Annotated in this window: 22 protein-coding genes; 11 read left to right on the top strand and 11 right to left on the bottom strand. The window is 62.6% G+C overall.

The window, feature by feature from the left end:
• Positions 1-39: 39 nt before the first annotated feature.
• Positions 40-891 carry an alpha/beta fold hydrolase gene (locus ACFT1A_RS02480; protein WP_378445691.1) on the bottom strand — a complete coding sequence of 284 codons (852 nt, stop codon included), beginning with the start codon at positions 889-891 and terminating at the stop codon, positions 40-42.
• Positions 892-957: 66 nt separating this feature from the next.
• Between ACFT1A_RS02480 and ACFT1A_RS02475 the strand changes: the two genes are divergently transcribed.
• Positions 958-1,734 (top strand): TetR/AcrR family transcriptional regulator, encoded by a 777-nt coding sequence (locus ACFT1A_RS02475; protein ID WP_378445690.1) that lies wholly within the window; start codon positions 958-960, stop codon positions 1,732-1,734.
• Between the two features lie 48 nt (positions 1,735-1,782).
• Complete coding sequence (locus ACFT1A_RS02470) at positions 1,783-3,081, top strand: DUF222 domain-containing protein (RefSeq protein WP_378445689.1); 1,299 nt, start codon at positions 1,783-1,785, stop codon at positions 3,079-3,081.
• Positions 3,082-3,170: 89 nt separating this feature from the next.
• Here ACFT1A_RS02470 and ACFT1A_RS02465 read toward each other — a convergent pair whose 3' ends face one another.
• Complete coding sequence (locus ACFT1A_RS02465) at positions 3,171-4,103, bottom strand: oxygenase MpaB family protein (protein WP_378445688.1); 933 nt, start codon at positions 4,101-4,103, stop codon at positions 3,171-3,173.
• A gap of 1 nt (position 4,104) precedes the next feature.
• Positions 4,105-5,892, bottom strand: a complete 1,788-nt coding sequence (locus ACFT1A_RS02460) for an acyl-CoA dehydrogenase (RefSeq protein WP_378445776.1) — start codon at positions 5,890-5,892, stop codon at positions 4,105-4,107.
• A 138-nt stretch (positions 5,893-6,030) separates the two neighbouring features.
• Here ACFT1A_RS02460 and ACFT1A_RS02455 point away from each other — a divergent pair, with 138 nt between their 5' ends.
• On the top strand, positions 6,031-6,672 hold the full coding sequence (locus ACFT1A_RS02455) for a TetR/AcrR family transcriptional regulator (RefSeq protein ID WP_378445687.1): 642 nt from the start codon (positions 6,031-6,033) through the stop codon (positions 6,670-6,672).
• Positions 6,673-6,716: 44 nt separating this feature from the next.
• Positions 6,717-7,058 carry an Imm51 family immunity protein gene (locus tag ACFT1A_RS02450; protein ID WP_378445686.1) on the top strand — a complete coding sequence of 114 codons (342 nt, stop codon included), beginning with the start codon at positions 6,717-6,719 and terminating at the stop codon, positions 7,056-7,058.
• A gap of 62 nt (positions 7,059-7,120) precedes the next feature.
• Here the strand turns inward: ACFT1A_RS02450 and ACFT1A_RS02445 are convergent, their stop codons facing one another.
• From ACFT1A_RS02445 to ACFT1A_RS02430, 4 genes are read right to left on the bottom strand one after another with little or no spacing between them, the layout of a single operon-like run.
• Positions 7,121-8,155, bottom strand: coding sequence for an aspartate-semialdehyde dehydrogenase (locus ACFT1A_RS02445; protein ID WP_283306612.1), 1,035 nt, complete (start codon positions 8,153-8,155; stop codon positions 7,121-7,123).
• 6 nt (positions 8,156-8,161) lie between these two features.
• On the bottom strand, positions 8,162-9,427 hold the full coding sequence (locus ACFT1A_RS02440) for an aspartate kinase (RefSeq protein ID WP_003943494.1): 1,266 nt from the start codon (positions 9,425-9,427) through the stop codon (positions 8,162-8,164).
• A gap of 49 nt (positions 9,428-9,476) precedes the next feature.
• Entirely contained in the window at positions 9,477-10,433 is a 957-nt protein-coding gene (locus ACFT1A_RS02435) for a hypothetical protein (protein ID WP_378445685.1), read from the bottom strand.
• Entirely contained in the window at positions 10,430-10,795 is a 366-nt protein-coding gene (locus ACFT1A_RS02430; protein ID WP_378445684.1) for a hypothetical protein, read from the bottom strand. The genes ACFT1A_RS02435 and ACFT1A_RS02430 overlap by 4 nt, the downstream gene beginning before the upstream one ends.
• A 270-nt stretch (positions 10,796-11,065) precedes the next feature.
• Here ACFT1A_RS02430 and leuA point away from each other — a divergent pair, with 270 nt between their 5' ends.
• Positions 11,066-12,874 (top strand): 2-isopropylmalate synthase, encoded by a 1,809-nt coding sequence (gene leuA, locus ACFT1A_RS02425; RefSeq protein WP_003943488.1) that lies wholly within the window; start codon positions 11,066-11,068, stop codon positions 12,872-12,874.
• 240 nt (positions 12,875-13,114) lie between these two features.
• Positions 13,115-13,492, top strand: coding sequence for an SHOCT domain-containing protein (locus tag ACFT1A_RS02420; protein WP_003943489.1), 378 nt, complete (start codon positions 13,115-13,117; stop codon positions 13,490-13,492).
• Between the two features lie 123 nt (positions 13,493-13,615).
• On the opposite strand, the gene ACFT1A_RS02415 is transcribed toward ACFT1A_RS02420, so the two are convergent.
• Positions 13,616-14,509: a LysR family transcriptional regulator gene (locus ACFT1A_RS02415; protein ID WP_378445775.1), complete on the bottom strand. Its 894-nt coding sequence runs from the start codon at positions 14,507-14,509 to the stop codon at positions 13,616-13,618.
• 90 nt (positions 14,510-14,599) lie between these two features.
• Between ACFT1A_RS02415 and ACFT1A_RS02410 the strand changes: the two genes are divergently transcribed.
• From ACFT1A_RS02410 to ACFT1A_RS02390, 5 genes are read left to right on the top strand one after another with little or no spacing between them, the layout of a single operon-like run.
• The gene (locus ACFT1A_RS02410) at positions 14,600-15,541 is read left to right on the top strand and encodes an EamA family transporter (RefSeq protein WP_378445683.1); all 942 of its coding nucleotides are present in this window, start codon (positions 14,600-14,602) and stop codon (positions 15,539-15,541) included.
• Between the two features lie 25 nt (positions 15,542-15,566).
• Positions 15,567-16,820, top strand: a complete 1,254-nt coding sequence (locus ACFT1A_RS02405) for a MurT ligase domain-containing protein (protein ID WP_021332917.1) — start codon at positions 15,567-15,569, stop codon at positions 16,818-16,820.
• The gene (locus ACFT1A_RS02400) at positions 16,813-17,526 is read left to right on the top strand and encodes a type 1 glutamine amidotransferase (RefSeq protein WP_003943465.1); all 714 of its coding nucleotides are present in this window, start codon (positions 16,813-16,815) and stop codon (positions 17,524-17,526) included. Before ACFT1A_RS02405 ends, ACFT1A_RS02400 begins: the two co-directional genes overlap by 8 nt.
• Positions 17,527-17,585: 59 nt before the next feature.
• Entirely contained in the window at positions 17,586-18,449 is an 864-nt protein-coding gene (locus tag ACFT1A_RS02395; RefSeq protein ID WP_378445682.1) for a VWA domain-containing protein, read from the top strand.
• 12 nt (positions 18,450-18,461) lie between these two features.
• Entirely contained in the window at positions 18,462-19,304 is an 843-nt protein-coding gene (locus ACFT1A_RS02390) for a hypothetical protein (RefSeq protein WP_378445681.1), read from the top strand.
• 4 nt (positions 19,305-19,308) lie between these two features.
• Here ACFT1A_RS02390 and ACFT1A_RS02385 read toward each other — a convergent pair whose 3' ends face one another.
• From ACFT1A_RS02385 to ACFT1A_RS02375, 3 genes are all read right to left on the bottom strand, one after another.
• Positions 19,309-20,472, bottom strand: coding sequence for a low temperature requirement protein A (locus tag ACFT1A_RS02385; protein WP_378445680.1), 1,164 nt, complete (start codon positions 20,470-20,472; stop codon positions 19,309-19,311).
• 66 nt (positions 20,473-20,538) lie between these two features.
• A complete protein-coding gene (locus tag ACFT1A_RS02380) occupies positions 20,539-21,666 on the bottom strand; it encodes an acyl-CoA dehydrogenase family protein (RefSeq protein ID WP_378445679.1) in 1,128 nt (375 codons plus the stop codon).
• A 1-nt stretch (position 21,667) separates the two neighbouring features.
• On the bottom strand, positions 21,668-22,876 hold the full coding sequence (locus ACFT1A_RS02375) for an acyl-CoA dehydrogenase family protein (protein WP_378445678.1): 1,209 nt from the start codon (positions 22,874-22,876) through the stop codon (positions 21,668-21,670).
• Between the last annotated feature and the right edge of the window lie 9 nt (positions 22,877-22,885).

Genomic DNA, 22,885 nt, shown 5'->3' with positions numbered 1-22,885 from the left:
TGACGGCATCCGGAGCGGGTTACCCGTGTGCGCACGCGGTCAAACACCGACCGCATTCTCCAACCAGGGTTTGAGAATTGGCAGAACATTAGCCGGTTGCATTGCCCGCGTGTGATTGAGACCGTCGAGCACCTCGACATGCCACCCTGCCAACCGAGTCGCGTCGACGTCGAGATCGCCAGGCGCGACTCGTACTCCACCCCACCGGTCACCGTACTCGATGACGTCTTCCGCCCCGACGAAACACATTCGCGGACAACGGATGTGCTCTTGAGCCTTCCGGTCGTCGAAATCACTCAGTGCGCGGTACAACGTCACGAACTGGCGGGTCTGCGCTTCGGTCAATGCAATGTCGATGGAGTTCCAATCGAAGTCGTCCGGTGATGCCGGCTGTGACGCAGTGGGTGGCGATGTGCGCCGGGGCGGTTCGCTCGCCATGCGGTGTGTAGCTTCGGTTACCTGGAGCATCGCTCTGTAGGGCCCATTCAATGGCGGGAAACCACCCATGGCCAGGGCAGTCAGACGATCGGTGCGCAGCACCAACTGCAATCCACACACGGCCAGCCAGGAGTATCCGTAGTAGGCGAACTGGTCAATCCCGGCCGAATCTGCCACGGACAGAAAGTCCGACGCGATGTTGACGGGAGTGAGCGTGTCCGGGGCGGGCGATGCCATCCGGTGACCTTCGTAGTCGAAGGCAACCACCGTGAATTTCGATGCCAGTTCTTCCATGATCGTTCGGCCCAGCGAAGGGTCGACGCCCCAGGCGCGCAATTCTTCCGCATTGCTTCCGGTTGCCGGAACCGGGTTCACGGGCATCAAAAGGGCCGGGCCACGCCCGAGGATCTCGACGTCGATAGTTGTCCCGTCGTGAAGTCTTGCTTCCGCCATGTTGACTCCTCGAAATATTTACACTGTAAAGTAATTAGAATAGCGCGACCCAACGAAAGCGGCAAGATGAGCAAACAGACAGGCCAACGCGATATCGCACGCACGATTTCACTTCTGTGGCGTCAACCCATAGCGACTTCCGGACGCCGAGGACCGAAGCCTGCGCTGTCCACGGACACGGTCGTTGACGCCGCAATCGAGGTTGCCGACGCCAACCCCACGACCCCGCTCTCGATGCGCATGATCGGCGAGCACCTCGGCCGCACAGCGATGTCGCTGTACACCTACATACCGGGAAAGGACGAGTTACTGGACCTCATGTACGACCGGGTCCATGCCGAGTTACCGACGATCGAAGTCATCAACGACTGGCGTATCGCATTGTCTGCCTGGGCCGCCGAACTCTTCGCACTACACACACGCCATCCGTGGACATTGGACGTCTCGTTGGCGCGCCCTGTCCTGGGTCCGCACGAGCAAGCGGGACTCGAATCGCTTCTGTCCATCCTCTACTCCACAGGTCTCGATGCACCGACCATCCGCAGATCGGTGAGCATGCTTTTCCATTTCATCCGGGGGTCCGCCCGGACACTTGTGGACATCCGGAGCGCGTCGACCATCGGCGATTCCGAATCTCATTGGTGGGCAGAGTCTTCTGCTGCACTCGCCGACGCTGCACCGGACTTCGCGGACCACTTCCCGCACACAATGCAGTTGGGTCGGGAGGCCCCACCAACACCGGGCGGCGACTTCTATCTCGAACGAGAAGCCGAGGAGTCATTTACTCAGGGACTCCAGATCCTCCTCGACGGGATCGAATCGAGGATTCGAAAACGCTCTTGACTCGAACGCGTGTTCGAGTATTGTTGGGGGTGGGGATCGGGGTATTCAATGAGTGTCTTGTTGTCGGACGTGGTGTCGGGTTCTGCGGTGGGATTACGCGGACGCCTGTGGCAGTTGACTGCTGCGGAGTTACGCGCTGCGGCTGTCGAGACGAGTGCGGAGATTCTGCGGCTGGAAGCCGTTCGGGTTGCGGTGGTAGACGAACTGTCGATGCGTCCGGATGATCAGGTGATTGCCAGCCGCGGTGTCGGTTCTTGGTTGGCGGCGAACACGATGCTGCAGGTTCGGGACGGGAAGAAAATCGCCGCCCTGGGCGCAGCGCTGCGGCCGTTTCCGGCGGTAGCGGCTCGGTTCGATTGCGGGGATTGCTCGTTCGATCACGCAGTCTTGATCGTGGCGTTTTGTGAATCTCCGCCGAAGGGGATGCCGGAGGAAGCGATGCCTCGCTGCATCGATTTGTTGTTGGCGGCTGCGTCGGGGGTGGAGGCGACGACGACGAAGGTGCGGCATGTGATTGCGACGTTGGAGCGGTTGTTCGAATCAGATGAGATTCCGCCCGCCGAAGACGTCGACCGGAACGAGCTCCGCATCGCCTCGACACTTAATGGTCGGGTGGTGGTGCGCGGGGATTTCGACGCCCTCACCGGTGAAATGCTGCTCTCGGCGTTGTCGAATCTGACGATGCCCACCCCCGCGCCCGACGGAACCCCCGACGCACGGTCGGCGGCAAAGCGGACCGCGGACGGGTTCACCGAACTGATCCGCCGATACCTCGACTGCGCAAAAACCGGAACCGACGGCGGCCAACGCCCACACGTGAACGTGCACATCAACGCCCGCGACCTCGCTGAGCATCGGGACTGCGCCGCCGCGCCCTCGAATGGTGAAGAGTCCCCGTCGGATCTCGATGTCGGGCACATGCCATGGCTCGGACCGCTGTCGGTGTCGCAGACGAGGCTTCTCGGCTGCGATTGTTTCCTGTCCACCGTCCTACTCGACGATCACGGCGCACCGCTCGATGCGAAACCCGGAAAACGGTTGGTCAACGCCGAACAACGCGTCGCCCTGATCGCCCGAGACAAGGGCTGCGCGTTCCCGGGGTGTTCATGCGTACCAGCCTGGACCGATGCGCACCATATCAGGCACTGGGCGAACGGCGGCCCGACGGTGATGAACAACCTTGTCCTGCTGTGCCGTTCCCACCACCGGCTGATGCACCGCAAATCGGGGTTCGTCGGCAAGTGGGAAATCCGAATCGGTGTCGACAACAAACCGTGGTTCATCCCGCCGCCCTCCATCGACCCCGGACAGCACCCCCGGCCGGCGAACACCACCTTCAAAACCTGAGAACAGCTTCTCAGGCGCAACAGAATACGGCCAGGCTCCGCATCGGACATCAGCACCCGATACGGAGCCCACAGGTCGTGGTGAACCCGTCAGACTGCCTGCGGAACCTTGGCGGCTCGCGGGAATCGCTCCCGAATCTCCGCTGGGGTGACAACCCTCGGGTCGAGGGGTTGCTCGTCACGCAGGTGGCGCTCCAACACCTTGCCCGTCATCGGCGCAATGACTTTCAGAGCAGTGGTCATGTTCTTCGGTGAACTGCCCACCCGGACTGCAGTTCGCACCGCGGGCGCAATTGCCCTGTCCAACAACGCGGGCTGATCGAACCCACCCATCGTTCGCATCCAGCCGGGCAACGTCGCGATAGTGGCCGGCGCGACCAATCGGCTGAAGGCCGCGAACTTCGTCTTCCCCTGCGCTCTCGGAGTTCTCAACAAGTAGTGCATCGCCCGGTTGGCACGCTCAGAGGTACACAATCTGGGCCTGACTTCTGCGAAGTACTCACGTACCTCGTCTCGGGAGCGTGGAACGTCGGAGGTCTTGCATGTCTGTAGTTCGGCAGCGATCACACATTCTTCCCAGTACCGCTGCTCTTCGACGGCGGAGAGTGGTCCCGGCCCGTACATCTCGTAGCACTTGAGCACCGAATGCCAACCGGTCACGTGGATCCACAGTTGTGACGCCGGATTGTTTGCACTGTAACGAGTTCCGGTGATCGGTTCGATGCCCGAAGCCTGAGCGTGAACCGTCATGAGATGGTCGGACAAGGCCAGTGCCGTCCGCCCGTCGGCAGTGGCGACGGTCAGGAAGTAGGCCAAGGTTCGGTCGAGTCGCCCGGCCGGATCGCTGTAGATCCCGCTCATGTCTGCCACAGCGGCAGCAAGGAAGGGGTCGAAGTGCTCGAGCACCACCGACCGCTGGAAACCGATCAATGCTGTCGGAGCCGCCCATATTTTCCAACTGGGTGATCCTGGGCCGAAGAAGCCGTAATCCTCACGCGGTCGATTCATTGTCAGTTCGAACATTTCATTCCTCCCCGTTCGTTTCGCGAGCACCGTTCATTTCGTATGCACCGGACAGAGCAACAACCTGCTGCCAGACGTACTCGAATCGCTCGGCCGCAAACGCGGGGCGCCGAATGGATGCGAGAGCCAACCGTTGTTGATCTTCACTGGCGCTGGGCTTGCCGTACAACTCCACCGCCGCAGCGCTGAAGTCGCGGACCAGGACATCGAAGATCTGATCCAGAACCCCACCGTCGCGCTCCCCCTCGTCCAATCCCAAGATCTCGGCTTGTTCGAGGATCAGCTGGCCATAGACGACGAGCGTGAAGAGTTCGGTGATCGCCAAGCCGAAGTCCAAGTCGACCTGCTGCGCCGCATCCGGTGCAGCTTCGGCCAAAAGGGTCACGAGCGCTTCTGCCTGCTCGACGAACAGCGCGACGTTGGGAACATCCGCGAACTTCGCGTACACCGCTCGCCAGTCATCGAATCGAACCTTCGACAGCCCGCGTGCCGGGCCCTGACGGAACAGGAACTCGTCGTCGGCGGCGTCATTGCGCGTCGGAATCGCCGGAAATGACGCGGGGGCAAAGAGGTACGCCGGCATGAACTTGGCGATAAGGGCGAGATTGACGGCGACGGTTCCCTCGAGTTTGGGCAACCCGTCGACATCCATCTTGGCCACCGCGAGGTAGCTGTCCTTCTCGAAACCCTTTGCCGCAGCGATATCGGAGAGCAGTCCGATCACTTTCTGCGCTTCGGTTGTCACCTTCATCTTGGTGACGGGGTTGAACAAGAGATAGCGGCGGTCTTCGGGCGATGCAGTACGGAAATAGTCCACCGCTCGATCCGAGAAAAGCCTCATTGCCAGCAGGCGCGCGTACGCGTCGACGAATTCACGTCGGACGTGAGGGAAGGCAGTGACTGGATTGCCGAACAGAATTCGATTGTGCGCGTGGGTGATCGTCTCGTACAACGCATGCGTCGACATACCGATTCCGCCGAAGCACAGGTTGAATTTTCCGATGTTCACCGTGTTGAGTGCGGCACTGAATGCTGCCTCACCGGTATGCAGAATATCTTCTGCCGCAACGGGATAGTCGGCGAGAGAGAACTCCGCTACGTACATCTGCGCCGGAACGATGTTCTTCACCACGGTGAATGCCGGATGGTCCGAGTCAGCGTAGAAGAAGACGTACTGATCAGCACCCTCCACTCCGTCGACGCGACCGAAGACGGAAACAGTGTTGGCACAGTTGCCATTTCCGATGTAATACTTCGAACCGCTGGCCAGGTAGCCGCCACCGCCGTTCGGCGTCAAGACCATGTCGGTGGAGTAGACGTCGGCGCCGTGCTCTTTCTCGGACAATCCGAATGCCGCAACACCTCCGGAATTCAACGCGGAAGCTGCTCGCGCCCTTGCCGTCTCGTTGTCGCTCTGCCACACCGGCCCGAGACCGAGAATGGTCACCTGCCACGGGTACCAGTAGTTGAGTCCGTAGAAGCCGAGGATCTCGGACAGCGCGGCGATACGACTGGTATCCCAGCGCTTGTCGGAGTCGCCGCCGCTGTCGCGGGCCGGCGTCAGAAATGTGGCGAACAGCCCTTCCTTCGCCGCGAAATCGAGGAAATCGGAGTAGAAGGTCTTGTCGTGATAGTCGGCCAGGAGCCGACCCTTTCCACGTGCCTCGAACCAGTCGACGGTCGCGCCCAGCAGTCTCCGCGTGGTCGCGTCGAACTCCGGCCGATCGTAAGTGGAGGGATGGAGCAACAGATCATTCGGCGCTGTCATAGCGGTTGTTCTCCTCGAGATCTCGGCAGAGGCGCCTCACTGAGCACCCCTTCGAATACAACGCCACCGTAACAATTGCAGACGCCGAATACAACGGTTGCGTATGATTCATGCAGAAGTGGCTGGCAGATTAGGGTGGGAGCGGAGGTGAGGCACACGATGACCAGGTCACAGGCAGACACAACGGACACACCGCGTCGAAAGTACGCTCCGCGCATGGCGCCCGAGCAACGTCGCGAACAGCTCCTCGACGCAGCATTCGAGGTCACCGGCCGCGTTGGCCTGCACAACCTCAGCATGGAATCAGTGGCCGCCGAAGCCGGCGTCGGCAAGCCCGTCCTCTACACAATTTTCGACACGAGGACCGATCTCGTCGCCGCACTGCTGCGCCGCGAGCACGAGCGAGCCATCGCTCAGGTGCTCGAAACCATGCCGACAGATCTGAGCGAGCTCGGCCCAGCCGCGTCGTACACCGGAACCGTTGGAGCCTTCGTCGACGCCGTACTCGCGAACCCGACGCGCTGGCGCCTGATTCTCACGTCTGTCGAGAACGCACCCAGCGAGTATCACGGTCTGTTGAAGCTCTCACGCGGAGCCGTTTTCGCTCGCGCCGAAGAACTGGCCCGCGCCGGAATTGCCATCGAACCGAAACTCGAAGGACTGGATCCGGTACTCCTCGCCCACACGATGATGTCGTTTGCCGAAATGCTCGGACGGTTGGCCGTCAGCGACCCCGAAAGCTATACCCGAGAACGACTTTCCAGCTTCGCCGTAGCTCTCGCCCAATCGGTAGGTCGCTAGAAAGACGACTGAAACCTGTCGGTCGGATCTGCTTCAATACTCACATGACATCACCATCGATCGAACCGCTGCAGCTTTTCGAAACGTCTCCCGGCAACTGGTCACTGATGCTCACCGACCAGCATTTCGGCAAGGTGGCAGCTGTATTCGAGCAGGTAGAAGGCTTCGAAGGCTCCGGCTACGACTGGGCTTCGGTCGCCCACGCAGTGATAGGCCGCGATGCACCGCATCTGGAAGGCCGATTCGGCACCGATCCCGAAGCGGGCATGTTTGTCGCGTACGGCAGCGACAACAAAGCTCTCGGTGAACTCGGAGTGCTTCTCGCCAAAGCGTATTCGGATGCCGACTACCTCGGCGGTCTGGTCGCGATCTCCGAACTCGACTAGAACTCCTGACAAACGACAGTGACCCCGCACCGGAAAGCGCGGGGTCACTGACAAAAAGATGCTTAGCCGACCAACAGCTCGGCAATCTGAATCGTGTTGAGAGCGGCGCCCTTACGGAGGTTGTCACCCGAGACGAAGAGCGCGAGTCCGCGGCCCTCCGGAACACCCTCGTCCTGACGGATGCGACCGACCAGCGACGCGTTGCCACCGGCAGCGGCCAGCGGCGTCGGAACCTCTACCAGCTCCACACCGGGAGCGTCGGCGAGGATTTCCTTCGCACGAGCGACCGAGAGCGGGTTCGCGAACTCTGCGTTGATCGCGAGCGAGTGCCCGGTCACGACGGGAACGCGCACGCAGGTGCCCGAAACCAACAGATCGGGAAGTCCGAGGATCTTGCGGCTCTCGTTGCGGAGCTTCTGATCTTCGTCGGTCTCGCCGCTTCCGTCGTCGACCAGCGAACCTGCGAGAGGCAGGACGTTGAACGCGATGGGGGCGACATAGTTGTTCGGGGCCGGGAAGTCGACAGCGCTGCCGTCGTGAACCAGCTTCTCGGCGTCGCCGACTACGGCGCGCACCTGGCCGAGGAGTTCCTCGACGCCGGCGATGCCGCTACCGGACACGGCCTGGTAGCTGGAGACGATCAGACGCTGCAGACCGGCTTCGTCATGCAGAACCTTCAGCACCGGCATCGCTGCCATGGTGGTGCAGTTGGGGTTCGCGATGATGCCCTTGACCAGGTTCTTGGTGTCCTGCGGGTTGACCTCGCTGACCACGAGGGGAACCTCGGGATCCTTGCGCCATGCCGAAGAGTTGTCGACAACCGTCGCGCCGGCAGCAGCGAAACGCGGAGCCTGGGCGCGCGAGAGCGTCGCACCAGCGGAGAAGAGGGCGATGTCGATGCCCTTGAGATCCTCGTCCGACGTGGCGGCCGCATCCTCGACGATGATCTCTTCGCCGCGGAAGGGAAGCTTCTTACCGGCGGAGCGTGCCGATGCGAAGAACCGCACCTTGTCCGCGGGGAAGTTCCGCTCTTCGAGCAAAGTGCGCATGACGATGCCGACCTGACCGGTCGCACCGACAACAGCGATAGTCGTCATGAGAAATTACCGTCCCGTTCCAGCGTGTACTACTGCTTCTTCTTCGCCACCGAGCCCGAAAGCGTCGTGGATGACACGTACAGCGTCGTCCAATTCGGTGTCCTTGACCAGCACTGAGATGCGAATCTCAGAGGTCGAGATGAGGTCGATGTTGATGTCAGCCTTGGCCAGCGCCTCGCAGAACGTGGCGGTGACGCCCGGGTGGCTCCGCATTCCGGCGCCGACCAGGGAAACCTTGCCGATGTGGTCGTCGAACAAGATCTGCGTGAAGCCGATGTCTTCCTGGCGCTTGGTCAGGATCTCGACGGCGCGGGGGCCGTCGGCGGTCGGCAGTGTGAAGGTGATGTCCGTCTTGTTGGTCTCCACCTTGGAGATGTTCTGCAGCACCATGTCGATGTTGATCTCGGCATCGGAGACTGCGCGGAACACCTTGGCAGCGTGTCCCGGTGTGTCCGGCAATCCGACAACGGTGATCTTGGCTTCGCCGCGATCGTGCGCGACTCCGGTGATCAGGGCCTCTTCCACAGGAATGTCCTCCATCGATCCGGACACGATTGTTCCGGGCTTGGTGGTGTATGACGAACGGACGTGCACTGGCACGTTGTAACGACGGGCGTACTCGACGCACCGGAGCATGAGCACCTTGGCACCACATGCTGCGAGTTCGAGCATTTCCTCGAAGGAAACCGTCTCGAGGCGGTGAGCGTCGGGGACGATGCGCGGATCGGCGGAGAACACGCCGTCGACGTCGGTGTAGATCTCGCAGACGTCAGCGTTGAGCGCAGCTGCCAACGCCACGGCAGTGGTGTCCGAGCCACCGCGTCCGAGCGTCGTGATGTCCTTGCTGTCCTGGCTGACGCCTTGGAATCCGGCGACCAGAACGATCGAGCCTTCGTCCAGCGCAGTGCGAACACGGCCGGGCGTGACGTCGATGATCTTGGCGTTTCCGTGGCTGCCGGTCGTGATGACTCCAGCTTGTGAGCCCGAGAACGAACGAGCTTCGGCGCCGAGGGAGTGAATTGCCATCGCTACCAAGGAGTTGGAGATGCGCTCACCCGAGGTCAGCAGCATGTCCATTTCACGGGCCGGCGGGGAAGGGCACACCTGCTGAGCAAGATCGAGCAGCTCATCGGTGGTATCGCCCATCGCTGACACCACGACGACGACATCATTGCCGGCCTTCTTGGTCTCGACGATCCGTTCAGCGACTCGTCGGATGCGCTCGGCGGTTGCCACCGAGGATCCGCCGTACTTCTGGACGACGAGAGCCACGCGTTTCTACCTCCAGGTCGAAATTGTTTACAGATACCAGAGGTCGAGCTTACCGAGGTGGTCCTGGGACTTCCCGATGCGTACTGCTGTTCGCCTCAGATCCGCGCGGGATCAGTTGTGAGATCCGCGCTCGCATCAACGTCGCAGAACGCGAGCCACCGGCAACGTAACCGACCACCGCGACGGCAACTCCGCAGGCGAGAAGCACGCGGATACTGCTGACCAGCGAAACTGCCAGCGCGTCGTGCACCGCGACGGCCGCCTCAGATGACGGTATGTCTGAATTCTGTAAATAGACCCGACGCACGACGGTCAGCGCCACCAGCAGGGCGATCATCGCCACCGCCGTCGCCAGCCCGAGCAGGGACAGCCCGCGCATTCGCCTCGGCGCAACTGCGACCGCCGCGATCGCACAGGCCACCGACACCCACGGCAGCCAGGCCGCTGCTCGGTCGAGAGTGTTCGAGAGGTCCTGGGCCCGCACCAGCTCGTCGGATTGCAGGATCTCGAACTGCGGATCGAACGTCGGGAGACGATCGACGATGGTGAATCCGCGATCGCGGAGGTTCGTCCGCAGTTCTGTCATGACCGGTTCGAGGGACAAGGTGACTGTTCCGCTGTCGTCGGACCGAACGATGCCGTCGGTGGCCCGGCCGGTCACCATCGCGGCAAGTTGCGCGTGCGCCTGACGGTTGGCCGCGGTCCAGAGCGTCGCAAACTTCTCGCTCGAGACCAACGACTGAGCCGCCTCCCGAACGAGTTTCTCGGCTTGTCTCGTCACCACCTGCGGAAACCGGTCCAACCGCTGCGTCAATTCCTCGGTGAGCCGGTCAACGACCGCCGATTGGACAGCAGGTTCGGAAGCCAACGGGGCAACCGTCTCGACGTAGCTGTCGGTGTCGTTCACCTGGGTGTGGACGAACAGCGCAACCACCGAGCCGGCAGAACCGAGACCGGCGAGAACGATCAGTAGTGAACAGACGATCCAGCGGATCGCGCGCCTCACGTGTGCTTGGCGCGCGCCGGTCGGATCTGTGCGGTGATGCGGTGAATGCGGTGATCGTCAGCGGGTATCCGGAAAGTCTCGATAACCCGAACGGTCATCAGGTTGCGCCCGAACAACCCGGCGTCAAGGAGGTAGTCAGCCGTCAGGTCGTCCCCGTCGACCGTCCACTCCACCTCACGAATGTCGCGGATCACGCGATACTGAGGACCTCCGGAAAGGCTGCGCCGCAGATGATTCCCCGAGAATCCGGTCTTGAGCCCGACCTCGTGGCGTACCGCGTCCGGAGCCAGCGGTACGGAACTGCCATCGTGACTGCGGAGCGCGTCGAGGTACGTGCTCGCCACGGCGATTCGGGGATCCATGGACGACAGTCCACCATTTTCGGGGCTGAAACGGCAGCACAATTCGGCGACAAATTGGACATGAGGGCGAACCCCACCGTTTTCTCGCGAAATCCAGGAGTAGAGTGCTGTCCATGCAGCGCGCACTCCTTCTTGGTTGCCGCGACGGGGTCTGATCCAGACTGGCCTCCCGCCGCGGGGTTTTTGTGCGCCGGTCGACCAAGCCTTCCGGACTCATGGTCTTGACCAACAGGTCAACAGGCCGGGTCCACAATCCTGGAGATCACACCCATGTCCCCCGCTGACGCATTCACCACCGGCACTCGCACCATCACCCCGCCCACGAAGCCGGCACCTTCCGACCAGCCTGCGTGGAACACGCAGAAGAACTCGTCGATGCCGACGTTCCGCTACCGCCCGTTCGCCGAAGAGGTCGAGACAGTCACGCTGCCCGACCGCACCTGGCCGGACAAGATCATCGACCGAGCACCCCAGTGGTGTGCCGTTGACCTGCGCGACGGCAACCAGGCGCTGATCGATCCGATGAGCCCGGCGCGCAAGCGTCGTATGTTCGATCTCCTGGTTCGTATGGGCTACAAGGAGATCGAGGTCGGATTCCCGTCCGCGAGCCAGACGGACTTCGATTTCGTTCGCGAGATCATCGAAGACGGCGCCATCCCGTCCGACGTCACCATCCAGGTGCTGACGCAGTCGCGTCCCGAGCTGATCAAGCGCACGTTCGAGGCCTGTGAAGGTGCCGAAAACGCGATCGTGCACTTCTACAACTCCACCTCGATCCTGCAGCGCCGCGTCGTGTTCCGCGCCGACAAGGACACGATCAAGAAGATCGCCACCGACGCCGCCGAGCTGGTCCTGGCCGAGTCCAAGAAGTACCCGGACACAAACTGGCGCTGGGAGTACTCCCCCGAGTCCTACACCGGCACCGAGCTCGAGTACGCCAAGGAAGTTTGTGACGCCGTCACCGAAACCCTGGGTGCGACGCCTGCCAACCCGGTCATCCTGAACCTGCCTGCCACCGTCGAGATGGCCACGCCCAACGTGTACGCCGACTCCATCGAGTGGATGCACCGCAACCTGGCTCGCCGCGATTCGGTCATTCTGTCGCTGCACCCCCACAACGACCGCGGCACCGGCGTCGCTGCAGCCGAGCTGGGCTACCAGGCCGGCGCAGACCGCATCGAAGGCTGCCTGTTCGGCAACGGTGAGCGCACCGGCAACGTCTGCCTGGTCACTCTCGCTCTGAACATGTTCACGCGTGGCGTCGACCCGCAGATCGATTTCTCGAACATCGACGAAATCCGTCGCACGGTCGAGTACTGCAACCAGCTGCCCGTCCACGAGCGTCATCCGTACGGCGGCGACCTGGTCTACACCGCATTCTCCGGCAGCCACCAGGACGCCATCAACAAGGGCCTCGACGCCATGAAGGTCGACGCCGACAGCCAGAACTCCGACGTCGACGACATTCTCTGGCAGGTCCCCTACCTGCCGATCGACCCGAAGGACGTCGGCCGCAGCTACGAGGCCGTCATCCGCGTGAACTCGCAGTCCGGCAAGGGCGGCGTCGCGTACATCATGAAGGCCGATCACGGTCTCGTGCTGCCGCGTCGTCTGCAGGTCGAGTTCTCGCAGTCGGTCCAGAAGATCACCGACGGTGAGGGCGGCGAGGTTTCGCCGAAGGAAATGTGGGACGTCTTCCACGAGGAGTACCTCGCTCCCATCACCCCGCTCGAGCGCATGAAGCAGAAGGTCACCGCGTCCGAGGAAGACGGCGGCACCGATGCGATCACCGCGATCGTCAAGGTGAACGGCAAGGAGCAGGAGATCTCGGGAACCGGCAACGGCCCGCTCGCTGCCTTCGTCGACGCGCTGGGAAGCATCAACTTCGACGTTCGTGTCCTCGACTACTCCGAGCACGCGATGTCCGCCGGTGACGACGCCCAGGCCGCGGCCTACGTCGAGTGCGCCGTGACGGGCCCGGAGGGTCAGAGCACCGTCGTCTGGGGTGTGGGTATCGCCACGTCGATCACGACGGCCTCGCTGCGCGCTGTGGTCTCGGCAGTGAACCGCGCCAGCTGACACTCAGCACCCGACTCGTGAACAATCCCTGGTCTCACCCGATTTTCGGGTGAGACCAGGGTCGTTTTCGGGGCACTGAAGATTTTCGGTCCATGTTTTCGATTGGGCATGACATTGGTCCCGAAAGAGTCGGTTAGCGAAGTTAACAAAAAGAATTCACCCATCGAGGATGATGCAGACGCCACGTGCGCGTGAGATAGTCAGCTCAGACAAATCCGACTTGTGAAATGGAGCTCGACAATGGATTCCTTTTGGGACTTCCTCTGGCTGATCATCATCAGCTTCGCGTTCATCGCGTACTTGATCCTGCTCTTCTCGATCATCACCGACCTGTTCCGCGATCACAAGACCTCCGGCTGGGTGAAGGCAATCTGGATCGTCTTCCTGTTCTTCATTCCGCTGCTCACCTCGCTCGTCTACCTGATCGTTCGCAGCGACGGAATGGCACAGCGGTCCCTCGAGGCTGCGCAGCAGGTCAAGAACGCACAGGACAGCTACATCCGTGAGGTTGCCGGAAAGTCCCCGGCCGAATCCATCGCAGATGCAAAGGCACTTCTCGACGCCGGCACCATCAGCGAAGAAGAATTCGCAGCACTGAAGGCCAAGGCCCTCGCCTGATTCCGGCCCTCGATAACCGGCCTCCACTAACCGGGCCTCAATAGTCGGTGGAGATTGCACTACCGAAGCGGGAGCGACACTAATCGTGTCGCTCCCGTTTTGTGTTCATTCACCAACAGTCGTTCATTCACCAACAGCACGTGCGACGTCGCGAAAGGCGTCGAGTACCACTCCGATTGCCGGACTGCGATCGGAATGTAATCGAGTTGCCAATTCATAAACGCGTGCAGCGCGCACTCCCGCCACCGGTTTCCTCGATACTCCGGGATGCGTGATCGCGTAACGCGGCATCAAAGCCACACCGTGACCCGCCGCCACCAACTCTTCGATGACGCGGAAATCGTTTATCCGATGAGCGACGCGAGGCTGGACCCCGGTTACCGACGCAACCGACAGCAGAACGTCGTCGACCGGAAACCCGCCGCGCACGCTTATCCAGTTCTCATCGGCCAATTGTTCCAACCGAACCGAATTCTGCTCGGCGAGTGGATGATCAGGCCGCAGCACCAGATCGATCGGTTCACGCATCACCGGTTGCACGCTGACCCGGGGAAATGACGTCTCAGCTCCGCGTTCGTCACGGTGAGTGAGGATCACATCGTGATCGGCCAACAGCCCAGGGACTGCCGACGCCGGTTTGTCGACGTCGTAGGCGTCGATGTCCACGTCCGAGTTCTTCAGCGCCGTCAGGACACCGGGCAGCAGGAGTGCCGCGCCGGAGGGAAAGAACGCGACTCGCACCTTTCCCCGCGGCGAGCCTCGGTACGACGCCATCTCGTCCGCTGCCCGGTCGAGCGCCGCCACCACGTCGTCGGCGCGAAGCACCAGCGCTCGACCCGCGTCGGTGAGGCGCAGCGTGCGCCCGTCCGGCTCGAGGAGCGAGACCCCCGCCTCTCGTCCGAGGATCTTGAGTTGTTGCGAGACGGCGGACGGCGTCATCGAGAGGGCGAGAGCAGTAGCGCCGACGGTTCCTCGGTCGGCGAGCTCGCGGAGGATTCGCAGGCGCGTGGCATCCATACGGTGACGAATATCCATGTAGCAAAACTACATGGATAGTGCATCTATATTCGCTTGTTCTGATGCTTCGTAAGGCTCACGATTAACGGCATGACTCCCCGCGACCGTCTCCTCGGCCTGACCGTGATCGTCTTGTGGGGTCTGAACTTCCTGGCCATTCGCGTCGGCCTGGATCATTTCCCGCCGTTCTTCTTCGCAGCGCTGCGGTTTCTGATCATCGCGATTCCGGTGGTCATCTTCGTACCGCGTCCGCAGGTACCGCTCCGTTGGCTGCTGCTCTACGGATTCGGTTTCGGATTCGGCCAGTTCGTCTTCCTCTTCTGGGCGATGCATTCGGGGATGCCGACGGGCCTTGCATCACTTGTCCTGCAGTCGTCAGCACCGTTCACCGTCCTACTCGGCGCATTCCTGCTCCGCGAGAAGCTCAGCGTCTGGCAGGTCTCCGGTATCGCCGTCGCCGTTGCCGGTATGTCCTTGATCGGCTGGGACCGCTCGCACCATGCGGCACTGTTGCCCGTGATCCTCACGCTCCTCGGCGGTCTGTCCTGGGCATTCGGCAATCTCGGCAGCCGCTTGGCCGCGGCGAACACCGTCGGCGAGCCCGCACCGATGCGCTTGATGTTGTGGATGTGTGTCATCCCGCCGTTGCCGATGCTCGCACTGTCAGCCGTGGTCGAAGGCCCCACCGTCGGCTGGCACGCACTCGGCACCGCATTCAGCGCCGACGCCTGGCCGTCGCTGGTCGGGCTGGCCTACATCATCGTGCTCGGCACCATCGCCGGATCCGGGCTCTGGACGATGCTCATGGGCCGCTACCCGGCCGGCATGGTGGCGCCACTCTCCCTCCTGGTGCCGGTGGTGGGAATCGGCGCGTCCTGGCTGTTCCTGCACGAGGATCCGAGCCCGTTGTCGCTGGTCGGGGCGGTCATCGTAATTGCCGGTGCCAGCGCCGCACAGATGAGGCGCAAGCCCGCTGGCACTGTTTTCTCTGACACACCTGCAGCTTCACCACCGGCGCGACTCGGCGTCTGACGACGCCCTGTGCGAAACTCGGGCCGTGGGAACTGGACTATCGATCACAGTGCGCGGAAAGCTCGCCATGCGAGCTGCCGCAGCAGCATCTTGGGCATCGCAGAAGGCCGGTCGCGGCAAGGGTTCGATGATCGGCGGGCTGATCGCCCTCAAGATCGACCCGACGCTCATGACTCAGCTCGGACGCGGCAAGCGCACCGTCGTGGTCACCGGTACCAACGGCAAGTCGACGACCACGCGGATGACCGCTGCAGCGCTCGCCACACTCGGTGACGTCGCGACCCAGGCCGACGGCGCCAACATGGATGCCGGGATCGTTGCCGCTCTGGCCGCGCGTACGGATGCGACGCTGGCGGCACTCGAGGTCGACGAACTGCACGTCCCCCACGTAGCCGACGCCGTGAACCCGGAAGTAATCGTGCTGCTGAACCTCAGCCGCGATCAGCTCGACCGGGTCGGCGAGATCAACATGATCGAACGGAAACTGCGCGCGTGTGTCAACGCGCATCCGAATGCGGTGATCGTCGCCAACTGCGATGACGTACTGGTCACCTCCGTGGCATACGACGCCACCAACGTCGTGTGGGTTGCGGCCGGCGGCGGCTGGGCCGGCGATTCCGTCAGCTGTCCGCGCACCGGTGAACCCATCGTGTGGGAGGGAAAGCACTGGCGCAGTACCGGTTCCGACTTCGCGCGGCCCGAGCCGACCTGGTGGCTCGACGACGACAATCTCTACGGCCCCGACGGCCTGAAGATTCCGATGACGTTGACCCTCCCCGGAAAAGCCAACCGCGGTAACGCAGCTCAGGCCGTAGCGGCTGCAGCGGCTTTGGGCGCAGATCCGGTCGGGGCAGTTGCCGCCGCGTCGACGGTTCAAGAAGTCGCCGGCCGTTACAGCACGGTCGAGGTCGGACCGCACTCCGTTCACATGCTGCTCGCGAAGAATCCCGCGGGTTGGCAGGAAGCGCTGTCGATGATCGATCCCACGGTGGACGGACTCGTGATCGCGGTGAACGGTCAGGTGCCGGACGGCGAAGACCTCTCCTGGCTGTGGGACGTGAAGTTCGAGCACTTCGAAGGCGTCAAGGTAGTGGCCGCCGGCGAACGCGGAACCGATCTGGCAGTTCGCCTCACGTACGCGGGCGTCGAGCACACTCTCGACCCGGACCCGTTGCGTGCCATTGCTTCCTGCCCTCCCGGACGTGTGGAGGTACTGGCGAACTACACGGCCTTCCGTGACCTCAACACCGCCATCGCGAAGGAGTCTCGCAATGTCTGACTCGACAGTTCGCATCGGTCTGGTACTCCCCGACGTGATGGGTACCTACGGCGACGGCGGCAATGCCCTGATCCTGCGTCAGCGTCTGCGGATGCGTGGCTACGACGCCGAGATCGTGGACATCACCCTCAGCGATCCGGTGCCCGATTCGCTCGACGTGTACACGTTGGGTGGCGCCGAGGATTCCGCTCAGCGACTCGCAACGCGCCATCTCGCGAAATACCCTGGCCTGCAACGCGCCGCCGAGCGTGGCGCACCGGTTCTGGCGATCTGCGCTGCCATTCAGGTGCTCGGCAACTGGTACGAAACCTCCAGCGGCGAACGCGTCGAAGGTGTCTCGATGCTCGACGTCACGACCTCACCGCAAGAGAAGCGCTCCATCGGCGAAGTCATCACGAAGCCGCTGATCGACGGACTCACCGCACCCCTCTCGGGGTTCGAGAACCACCGCGGCGGAACAACTCTGGGTAGCTCGGCCTCCGGATTTGCACGGGTCACCCATGGTGTCGGAAACGGCGTCGGCGACGGATTCGAAGGCGTCGTGCAGGGTTCGGTGATCGGGACGTACATGCACGGACCCGCTTTGGCTCGCAACCCCGAACTCGCGGACCTCCTGCTCATGCGCGCCTTGGGTGTGAACGAGCTGGAACCCCTGCATCTGCCCGAGGTCGACAAGCTCCGCAAGGAACGACTCGCGATTCGCTGAGCCAGTGTCGTCCGTACGGACGACTGTTGGCGGACTGCGGCAGCTCGTAGCCTCGTTCCATGCGTCTTCGTGTGGCGATCTGTATTGCAGCGACTGCGATCATTGCCGTCGGATGTTCGACGCAGGGCAGTGGTGGGACCCAGGAAGTAGGCGGGACCCAAGAAGCAGGCGGGACCCAGCAGGCAACTGTCGCTGCTGATCCGGCTTCAGAAGTGAGCGCAACGGCGCCTACCGTCATCGTGCTGGACGCCTCGGGGTCGATGAAGCAGGACGACGCTCCCGGCCTTCGAATCGACGCCGCCAAGAACGCGATTCACACTCTCGTCAGTGGCCTTCCAGACGAAAGTACGCTCGGCCTGATCGCGTACGGCACCTCCACGGGTAGCAGCGACGCCGAGAAGGACGTGGGTTGCCGAGACATCAAGACAGTCGTGCCCCTCGGCCCACTCGATCGACACGCATTCGCAGCGGGAATCGACGGGCTGTCCGCGTCGGGATACACGCCGATCCTGTCGGCACTTCAGCAAGCGGCCGCCGCGCTCCCCGCCGATGGCGAGCGCACGATCATCCTCGTCTCCGACGGGGAAGACACCTGCTCCCCCAAACCTCTGTGCGAGTCCACCGAAGCGATACCTCACGATCCTGGCCTGACCATCCACACCATCGGATTCAAGCTCGACGCCGCTGCGTCCGGCCAGTTGACGTGCATCGCCGATGCCACCGGGGGAATGGCGATCGACGCCGCCAACGCAGCTCAACTCACCGCACGGCTGGCGGTTGCCTCGAACCCCGACTCGGCGCGAGAGCGACTCTCCACCAGCGGTTTCCGCAACCTTCGTATCGGCATGACCGAGGGTGAGGCGCGGAAGGTGGCCGGCGACCTGGCACCGGTATCGAAGACCGGAACAGTGGTCGTCGAATGACAGGACTGCGAATTGACCTTCACCGACGGCGTTCTCGTCGAAATTGCGCCCCGGACCGGCGCTGCCACACTGGACGGACTGACCGTCGGCCAGAAGATGCAGCGCGCCGCCGAACTGTACGGTCTCTTCACTGCCACAACCAATTCCGACGGTGAATCCGTCGCAGTCTTTCCGGCCGACGCCGAAGCGGGAACCGGGTATCGCATCACCTTCACACCCGAAGGTAAGAAAGCGGATGAGGGAACGATCACCCGCATAGTCCTCTGCCGATGCTTGCCTGCGACTGCGGGATCATCGGCAGGCGGTACCCCGACCGAGATCGTGAATCTTGTTGCCGTCGACGGTTCCGGCAAACCTGAATCCGGTTGGAGTGTCGCGACACCGGCCATGAAGATCAGCGAGTGCTACGCGGCATCGCAGTCGGCAGTCACGCCGGGAGTCATCACCTGCGGAAGCACCGCAGACGGGGCGGACGCGTGTTGGGTCGGTCCGGAGCCCGATTCGATTCTCTGCCTGCAATTTCCCTGGGGAACAGAACTGATCACCGCTCGGGGTGTGGACGGCGTCGAGGCATATCCGCCGCCGACCGACCCTTCTCCGTTCGGGCTCGAACTCGAGAACGGTCTTCTCTGCCGCGTCCGACACGGCGGTTCGTGGCCCTCTCCCGAATCGAACCCAAGCCTGGCGGGCGCCTACTCCTGCCGAGGGCAGGGGGCGGATACCCCGATCGTGTGGTCCGAAAGCAGCTATCCGATAGATCGTTCCGAAGATCGGTGGACGGTGCTGGTCGGACCGTCGAAGGGACCGTTGGAGACCGTCGCGGTCACCAAGGCGATATTCCTTGCCTCCGAATGAGCGCTCAGACGGTTTCGGATTTGCCCTCGGTCAAGATCAGTTCCACGGCCAACAGCCCGGCGCAGGCCAGTCCCGCGACCAGTTCGGGCACTGCGGTGTAGGTACCGCCGAGGACGACGACTATCGCGACCGAGAACGGTGCGAGAGTGCGTATCGACGAGTCGTGCAGTCGAATGTGGATGAACCACAACGCCGCAAGGATGACCGCGACCGGAACGGTGACGGCGGCACCCGTCACCAACGCGCTGCCGTCGCCGTGATGAGTCCAGAAGTCGACGCGTGAGGCCAATCCTGCACCGATGGCGGCAGCGGCCGCGAAGATGAAGTAATGACCGAACCCCCAGACGAAGGGTGAGACATTGTCACCGCCGATCACTTCGCCGGCATTGCGTTGGAAGTACAACCACCACAGGCTGAAGACGATCAGGATGCCGCCGATCACGACGTAGGTGACCTGCGCTGCCGGATGCTCACCGTCGACCGCGTCCTGAATCGCGATGGTGGTCGAGAGGATCGTCTCGCCCAGAACGATGATGAAGAACAACGAGTACCGCTCCGCGATGTGATGCGGGTGCCACGGCGTCATGCCCGGCTTCTCGGACCAGATCGGAACCGCGAACTCGCACAGAACCAACACCAGGAACGTCGGGACGTAGATGGCGGACGGCGCGAAGTAGAAACCGATCCAACCCATCTGGACCAGAACGATTCCGAGAGCGTATCGACGAGCCGTCAGTGCGTGTTCCGGGTCATTCCGCGAAACCCTGAGCCATTGGATGACCAGGGCTATTCGCATGATGACGTAGCCGACGATGATCAGCAGGGCGTCGTCGTTGAAGAAACGGACGATGCCGGCGGCAAGAACCAGCGACCCGAGGATCTGGAATATGGTCAGCAGGCGGGCGATTCCGTCGTCGTTGTCGTACGCCGAGGTGAACCACGTGAAGTTCAGCCACGTCCACCAGATCGCGAAGAACGCCATCGCGAAGTGTCCGACGCCAGAGGCCGCGTGCCCTTCGCTGATCGCATGGTGCAGACCGGTGGCCGCTTGAGCGACCGCCACGACGAAGCAGAGGTCGGTGAGCAGTTCGAGCGGCGTCGCCACCCGATGCGGCTCGTGCGGATCCCGAGGAACCAACGGCCTGATGAACGAACTGGTGCGATTCACGAAGGGCAGAGTAGCGCGATGGTTGCCGACGCGCTGCCTGTGACTGGAACCTGCGGCCTCAGATATTCACGCCGACGCCCCGATCTGAGCGCGGATTTCCAGCTGATCGGCGAGTTCGGCGCCTATCGCCCCCGCGCTCCCCAAGGTGAAGGCGATCTGGCGTCCCCACAGGAAGTAGCGGTGAATCGGGTAGTCGATATCCGCGCCCATCCCGCCGTGCAGGTGCTGGGTCGCGTGCACGACGCGCAAACCGCCGCGCGAGGCCCACCATTTGGCGACCAGCGCAGCCGCTTCCGCTTCACTCTCGACTCCGCTGTCCATCAACCAGGCAGCGCGGTGAGTGGTCAATCTTGTGCTCTCGGTGTCGAGGTACGCGTCGGCGGCCCGAACTGCCACTGCCTGATTGGTCGAGAGCGGACGACCGAACTGCACTCGCTCCGAAGTGTATTTCGCCGTCATCGCCAGCGCTTCCTCGCAGACGCCGGTGGCCAGGGCAGCCAGCGCCACCCGTGCACGCCGCAGCGTCCAGTCTCGAACTACCGTGCCGTCTGCGGGAAGTGCGTCGGCTGCACTGACGGCAACCCCGTCGAACTGCACAGCGCTGTTGCTCTCGCGGTTCGTCACCGCAAGCGGTGTTCGCACCAGCGCGTCCCGATCCGTCGGCACGATCATGACGGTGACACTGCCGTCCGGCATCGTTACCGGAACAACCAGTGCTGCGGCGAACTCGGCAGCCGGTACGGAGTCGACGCGTCCGGACAGAACCCAACCGTCAGGCGCCGGCTCGGCGCGAACTGCCGTCTCGGCGTTGTAGCCGGTGTCGAAGGCACCGGTGACGATCACCGAGCCGTCGAGCAGTCCCGGAAGCCACGACGCTTTCTGCTCCGAGCTGCCGAACTCCGCGATCGGCAGCGCCGCCGTGGACACCACCGACCAGAGCGGGACCTGGGCGACCCGGCGACCCTGTTGTTCCAGCACCGCTGCCAGACCGAGCATTCCGAGGCCCGCTCCCCCGACCTCTTCCGGCAGAGCAATTCCCAGCACGTCGGAGTCGGCGAGAAGCTTCCACAGTTCCGCGTCGAAACCGCCGGCGCCCTCCACTTCCCGGAGCCGGTCTACACCGGACTTCGCCGCAAAGATCGATTCACTCAGATCCCGTACGGCGGACAAGTTGTCGTCTAATTCGAATTCCATGTCAGCTCTTCTCGTTCTGTGCGGTCGCGGCTCGACGACGCGCAGCAAGCGTCATGCCCAGGCATTTTGCGGCGACGATTTCACGCATCACTTCGTTGGTACCGCCACCGAAGGTGTTGTTCTGTGCGCGTCGACCCAGGTTCTCGACCCGTCCTTCGAGCACCGCTCCGGGTGTGCCGGGGCGCAGCAAACCCTTGGCGCCCAGCACTTCCTGCAACATGCCGTAAGCACTGACGACGGCCTCGGTGCCGAAGATCTTGGCCGCAGCTGAATCGCCACCGCCCAACGTGTTGGCAGCGACGTCCGCCACCAGTCGCAGATTCATCAGGTCGGCAGCACTGAGCAGCGCGTAGACCTCTGCCAATTTCTCACGTACCCAACCGATGTCGTAGACATGGCCGTCACCGGCGGGTTCGGTCTTTGCCCATTCGACCACCTCGGCAAAGAGCTCGTTGGCTATACCACCGCGTGCCGCCAGGGCAACACGTTCGTGGTTGAGCTGGTTGGTGATGAGCTTCCACCCTTGATTGAGCTCACCGACGACATTGGCGATCGGTACCCGAACATCTTCGTAATAGGTTGCCGAAGTGCTGATTCCACCCACGGTGTGAATTTCGGTTACCGAGAAACCCGGCGAGCTGGTCGGCACCAGGACCACGGAAATGCCCTGATGCGTCGGCGCGTCAGGATCGGTACGAACGGCAAGCCAGACCCAGTCGGCAAACACACCGGCACTGGTGAAGATCTTGTTGCCGTTGATGACAAGCTCGTCGCCCTCGATGCGGGCCCGTGTTTCGAGTGCTGCGAGATCCGTGCCCGCATTGGGTTCGGTGTAGCCGATGGCAAAGATCAACTCGCCCGCCAGGATCGGACGTAGGAAGAAGTCCTTCTGTGCCTGCGTTCCGTGCTTGATCAGCGCTGGGCCAACGGTGTTCAGCGTCACCAGTGAGAGCGGTGCATTCGCACGAATCACCTCGTCGTAGAACACGTACAGTGCTTCGGGGTTCTCACCCCGGCCGCCGAATTCCTCCGGCCACCCCAAGCCCAGCCAACCGTCTTTACCCATCCGGCGCAGGATGCGATCGAAGACGGGGCCGCCTTCGGTCTGATCCACGAGAGCACGACGATCTTCCTCGTTGATGATCTCCGCGAAGTACGCGCGCAATTCCTTGCGCAGAGTCTTCGACTCCTCCGACAAATCCAAATACATGGTGAAGCT

It is taken from the genome of Rhodococcus sp. NPDC057135 (assembly GCF_042670865.1).
Lineage (GTDB): Bacteria > Actinomycetota > Actinomycetes > Mycobacteriales > Mycobacteriaceae > Rhodococcus_F.
This window is presented reverse-complemented; position numbering and strand designations above follow the sequence as displayed.

Bases quoted from the DNA above. Each gene is read 5' to 3' on its own strand.
- ACFT1A_RS02410 (WP_378445683.1), top strand. From the start codon at position 14,600: ATGACTCCCCGCGACCGTCTCCTCGGCCTGACCGTGATCGTCTTGTGG.
- ACFT1A_RS02455 (WP_378445687.1), top strand. From the start codon at position 6,031: ATGACCAGGTCACAGGCAGACACAACGGACACACCGCGTCGAAAGTAC.
- ACFT1A_RS02395 (WP_378445682.1), top strand. From the start codon at position 17,586: ATGCGTCTTCGTGTGGCGATCTGTATTGCAGCGACTGCGATCATTGCC.
- ACFT1A_RS02375 (WP_378445678.1), bottom strand. From the start codon at position 22,876: ATGTATTTGGATTTGTCGGAGGAGTCGAAGACTCTGCGCAAGGAATTG.
- ACFT1A_RS02415 (WP_378445775.1), bottom strand. From the start codon at position 14,509: ATGGATGCCACGCGCCTGCGAATCCTCCGCGAGCTCGCCGACCGAGGA.
- ACFT1A_RS02465 (WP_378445688.1), bottom strand. From the start codon at position 4,103: ATGTTCGAACTGACAATGAATCGACCGCGTGAGGATTACGGCTTCTTC.
- ACFT1A_RS02445 (WP_283306612.1), bottom strand. From the start codon at position 8,155: ATGACGACTATCGCTGTTGTCGGTGCGACCGGTCAGGTCGGCATCGTC.
- ACFT1A_RS02475 (WP_378445690.1), top strand. From the start codon at position 958: ATGAGCAAACAGACAGGCCAACGCGATATCGCACGCACGATTTCACTT.
- ACFT1A_RS02380 (WP_378445679.1), bottom strand. From the start codon at position 21,666: ATGGAATTCGAATTAGACGACAACTTGTCCGCCGTACGGGATCTGAGT.
- ACFT1A_RS02420 (WP_003943489.1), top strand. From the start codon at position 13,115: ATGGATTCCTTTTGGGACTTCCTCTGGCTGATCATCATCAGCTTCGCG.
- ACFT1A_RS02480 (WP_378445691.1), bottom strand. From the start codon at position 891: ATGGCGGAAGCAAGACTTCACGACGGGACAACTATCGACGTCGAGATC.
- ACFT1A_RS02400 (WP_003943465.1), top strand. From the start codon at position 16,813: ATGTCTGACTCGACAGTTCGCATCGGTCTGGTACTCCCCGACGTGATG.
- ACFT1A_RS02470 (WP_378445689.1), top strand. From the start codon at position 1,783: ATGAGTGTCTTGTTGTCGGACGTGGTGTCGGGTTCTGCGGTGGGATTA.
- ACFT1A_RS02450 (WP_378445686.1), top strand. From the start codon at position 6,717: ATGACATCACCATCGATCGAACCGCTGCAGCTTTTCGAAACGTCTCCC.
- leuA (WP_003943488.1), top strand. From the start codon at position 11,066: ATGTCCCCCGCTGACGCATTCACCACCGGCACTCGCACCATCACCCCG.
- ACFT1A_RS02430 (WP_378445684.1), bottom strand. From the start codon at position 10,795: ATGGATCCCCGAATCGCCGTGGCGAGCACGTACCTCGACGCGCTCCGC.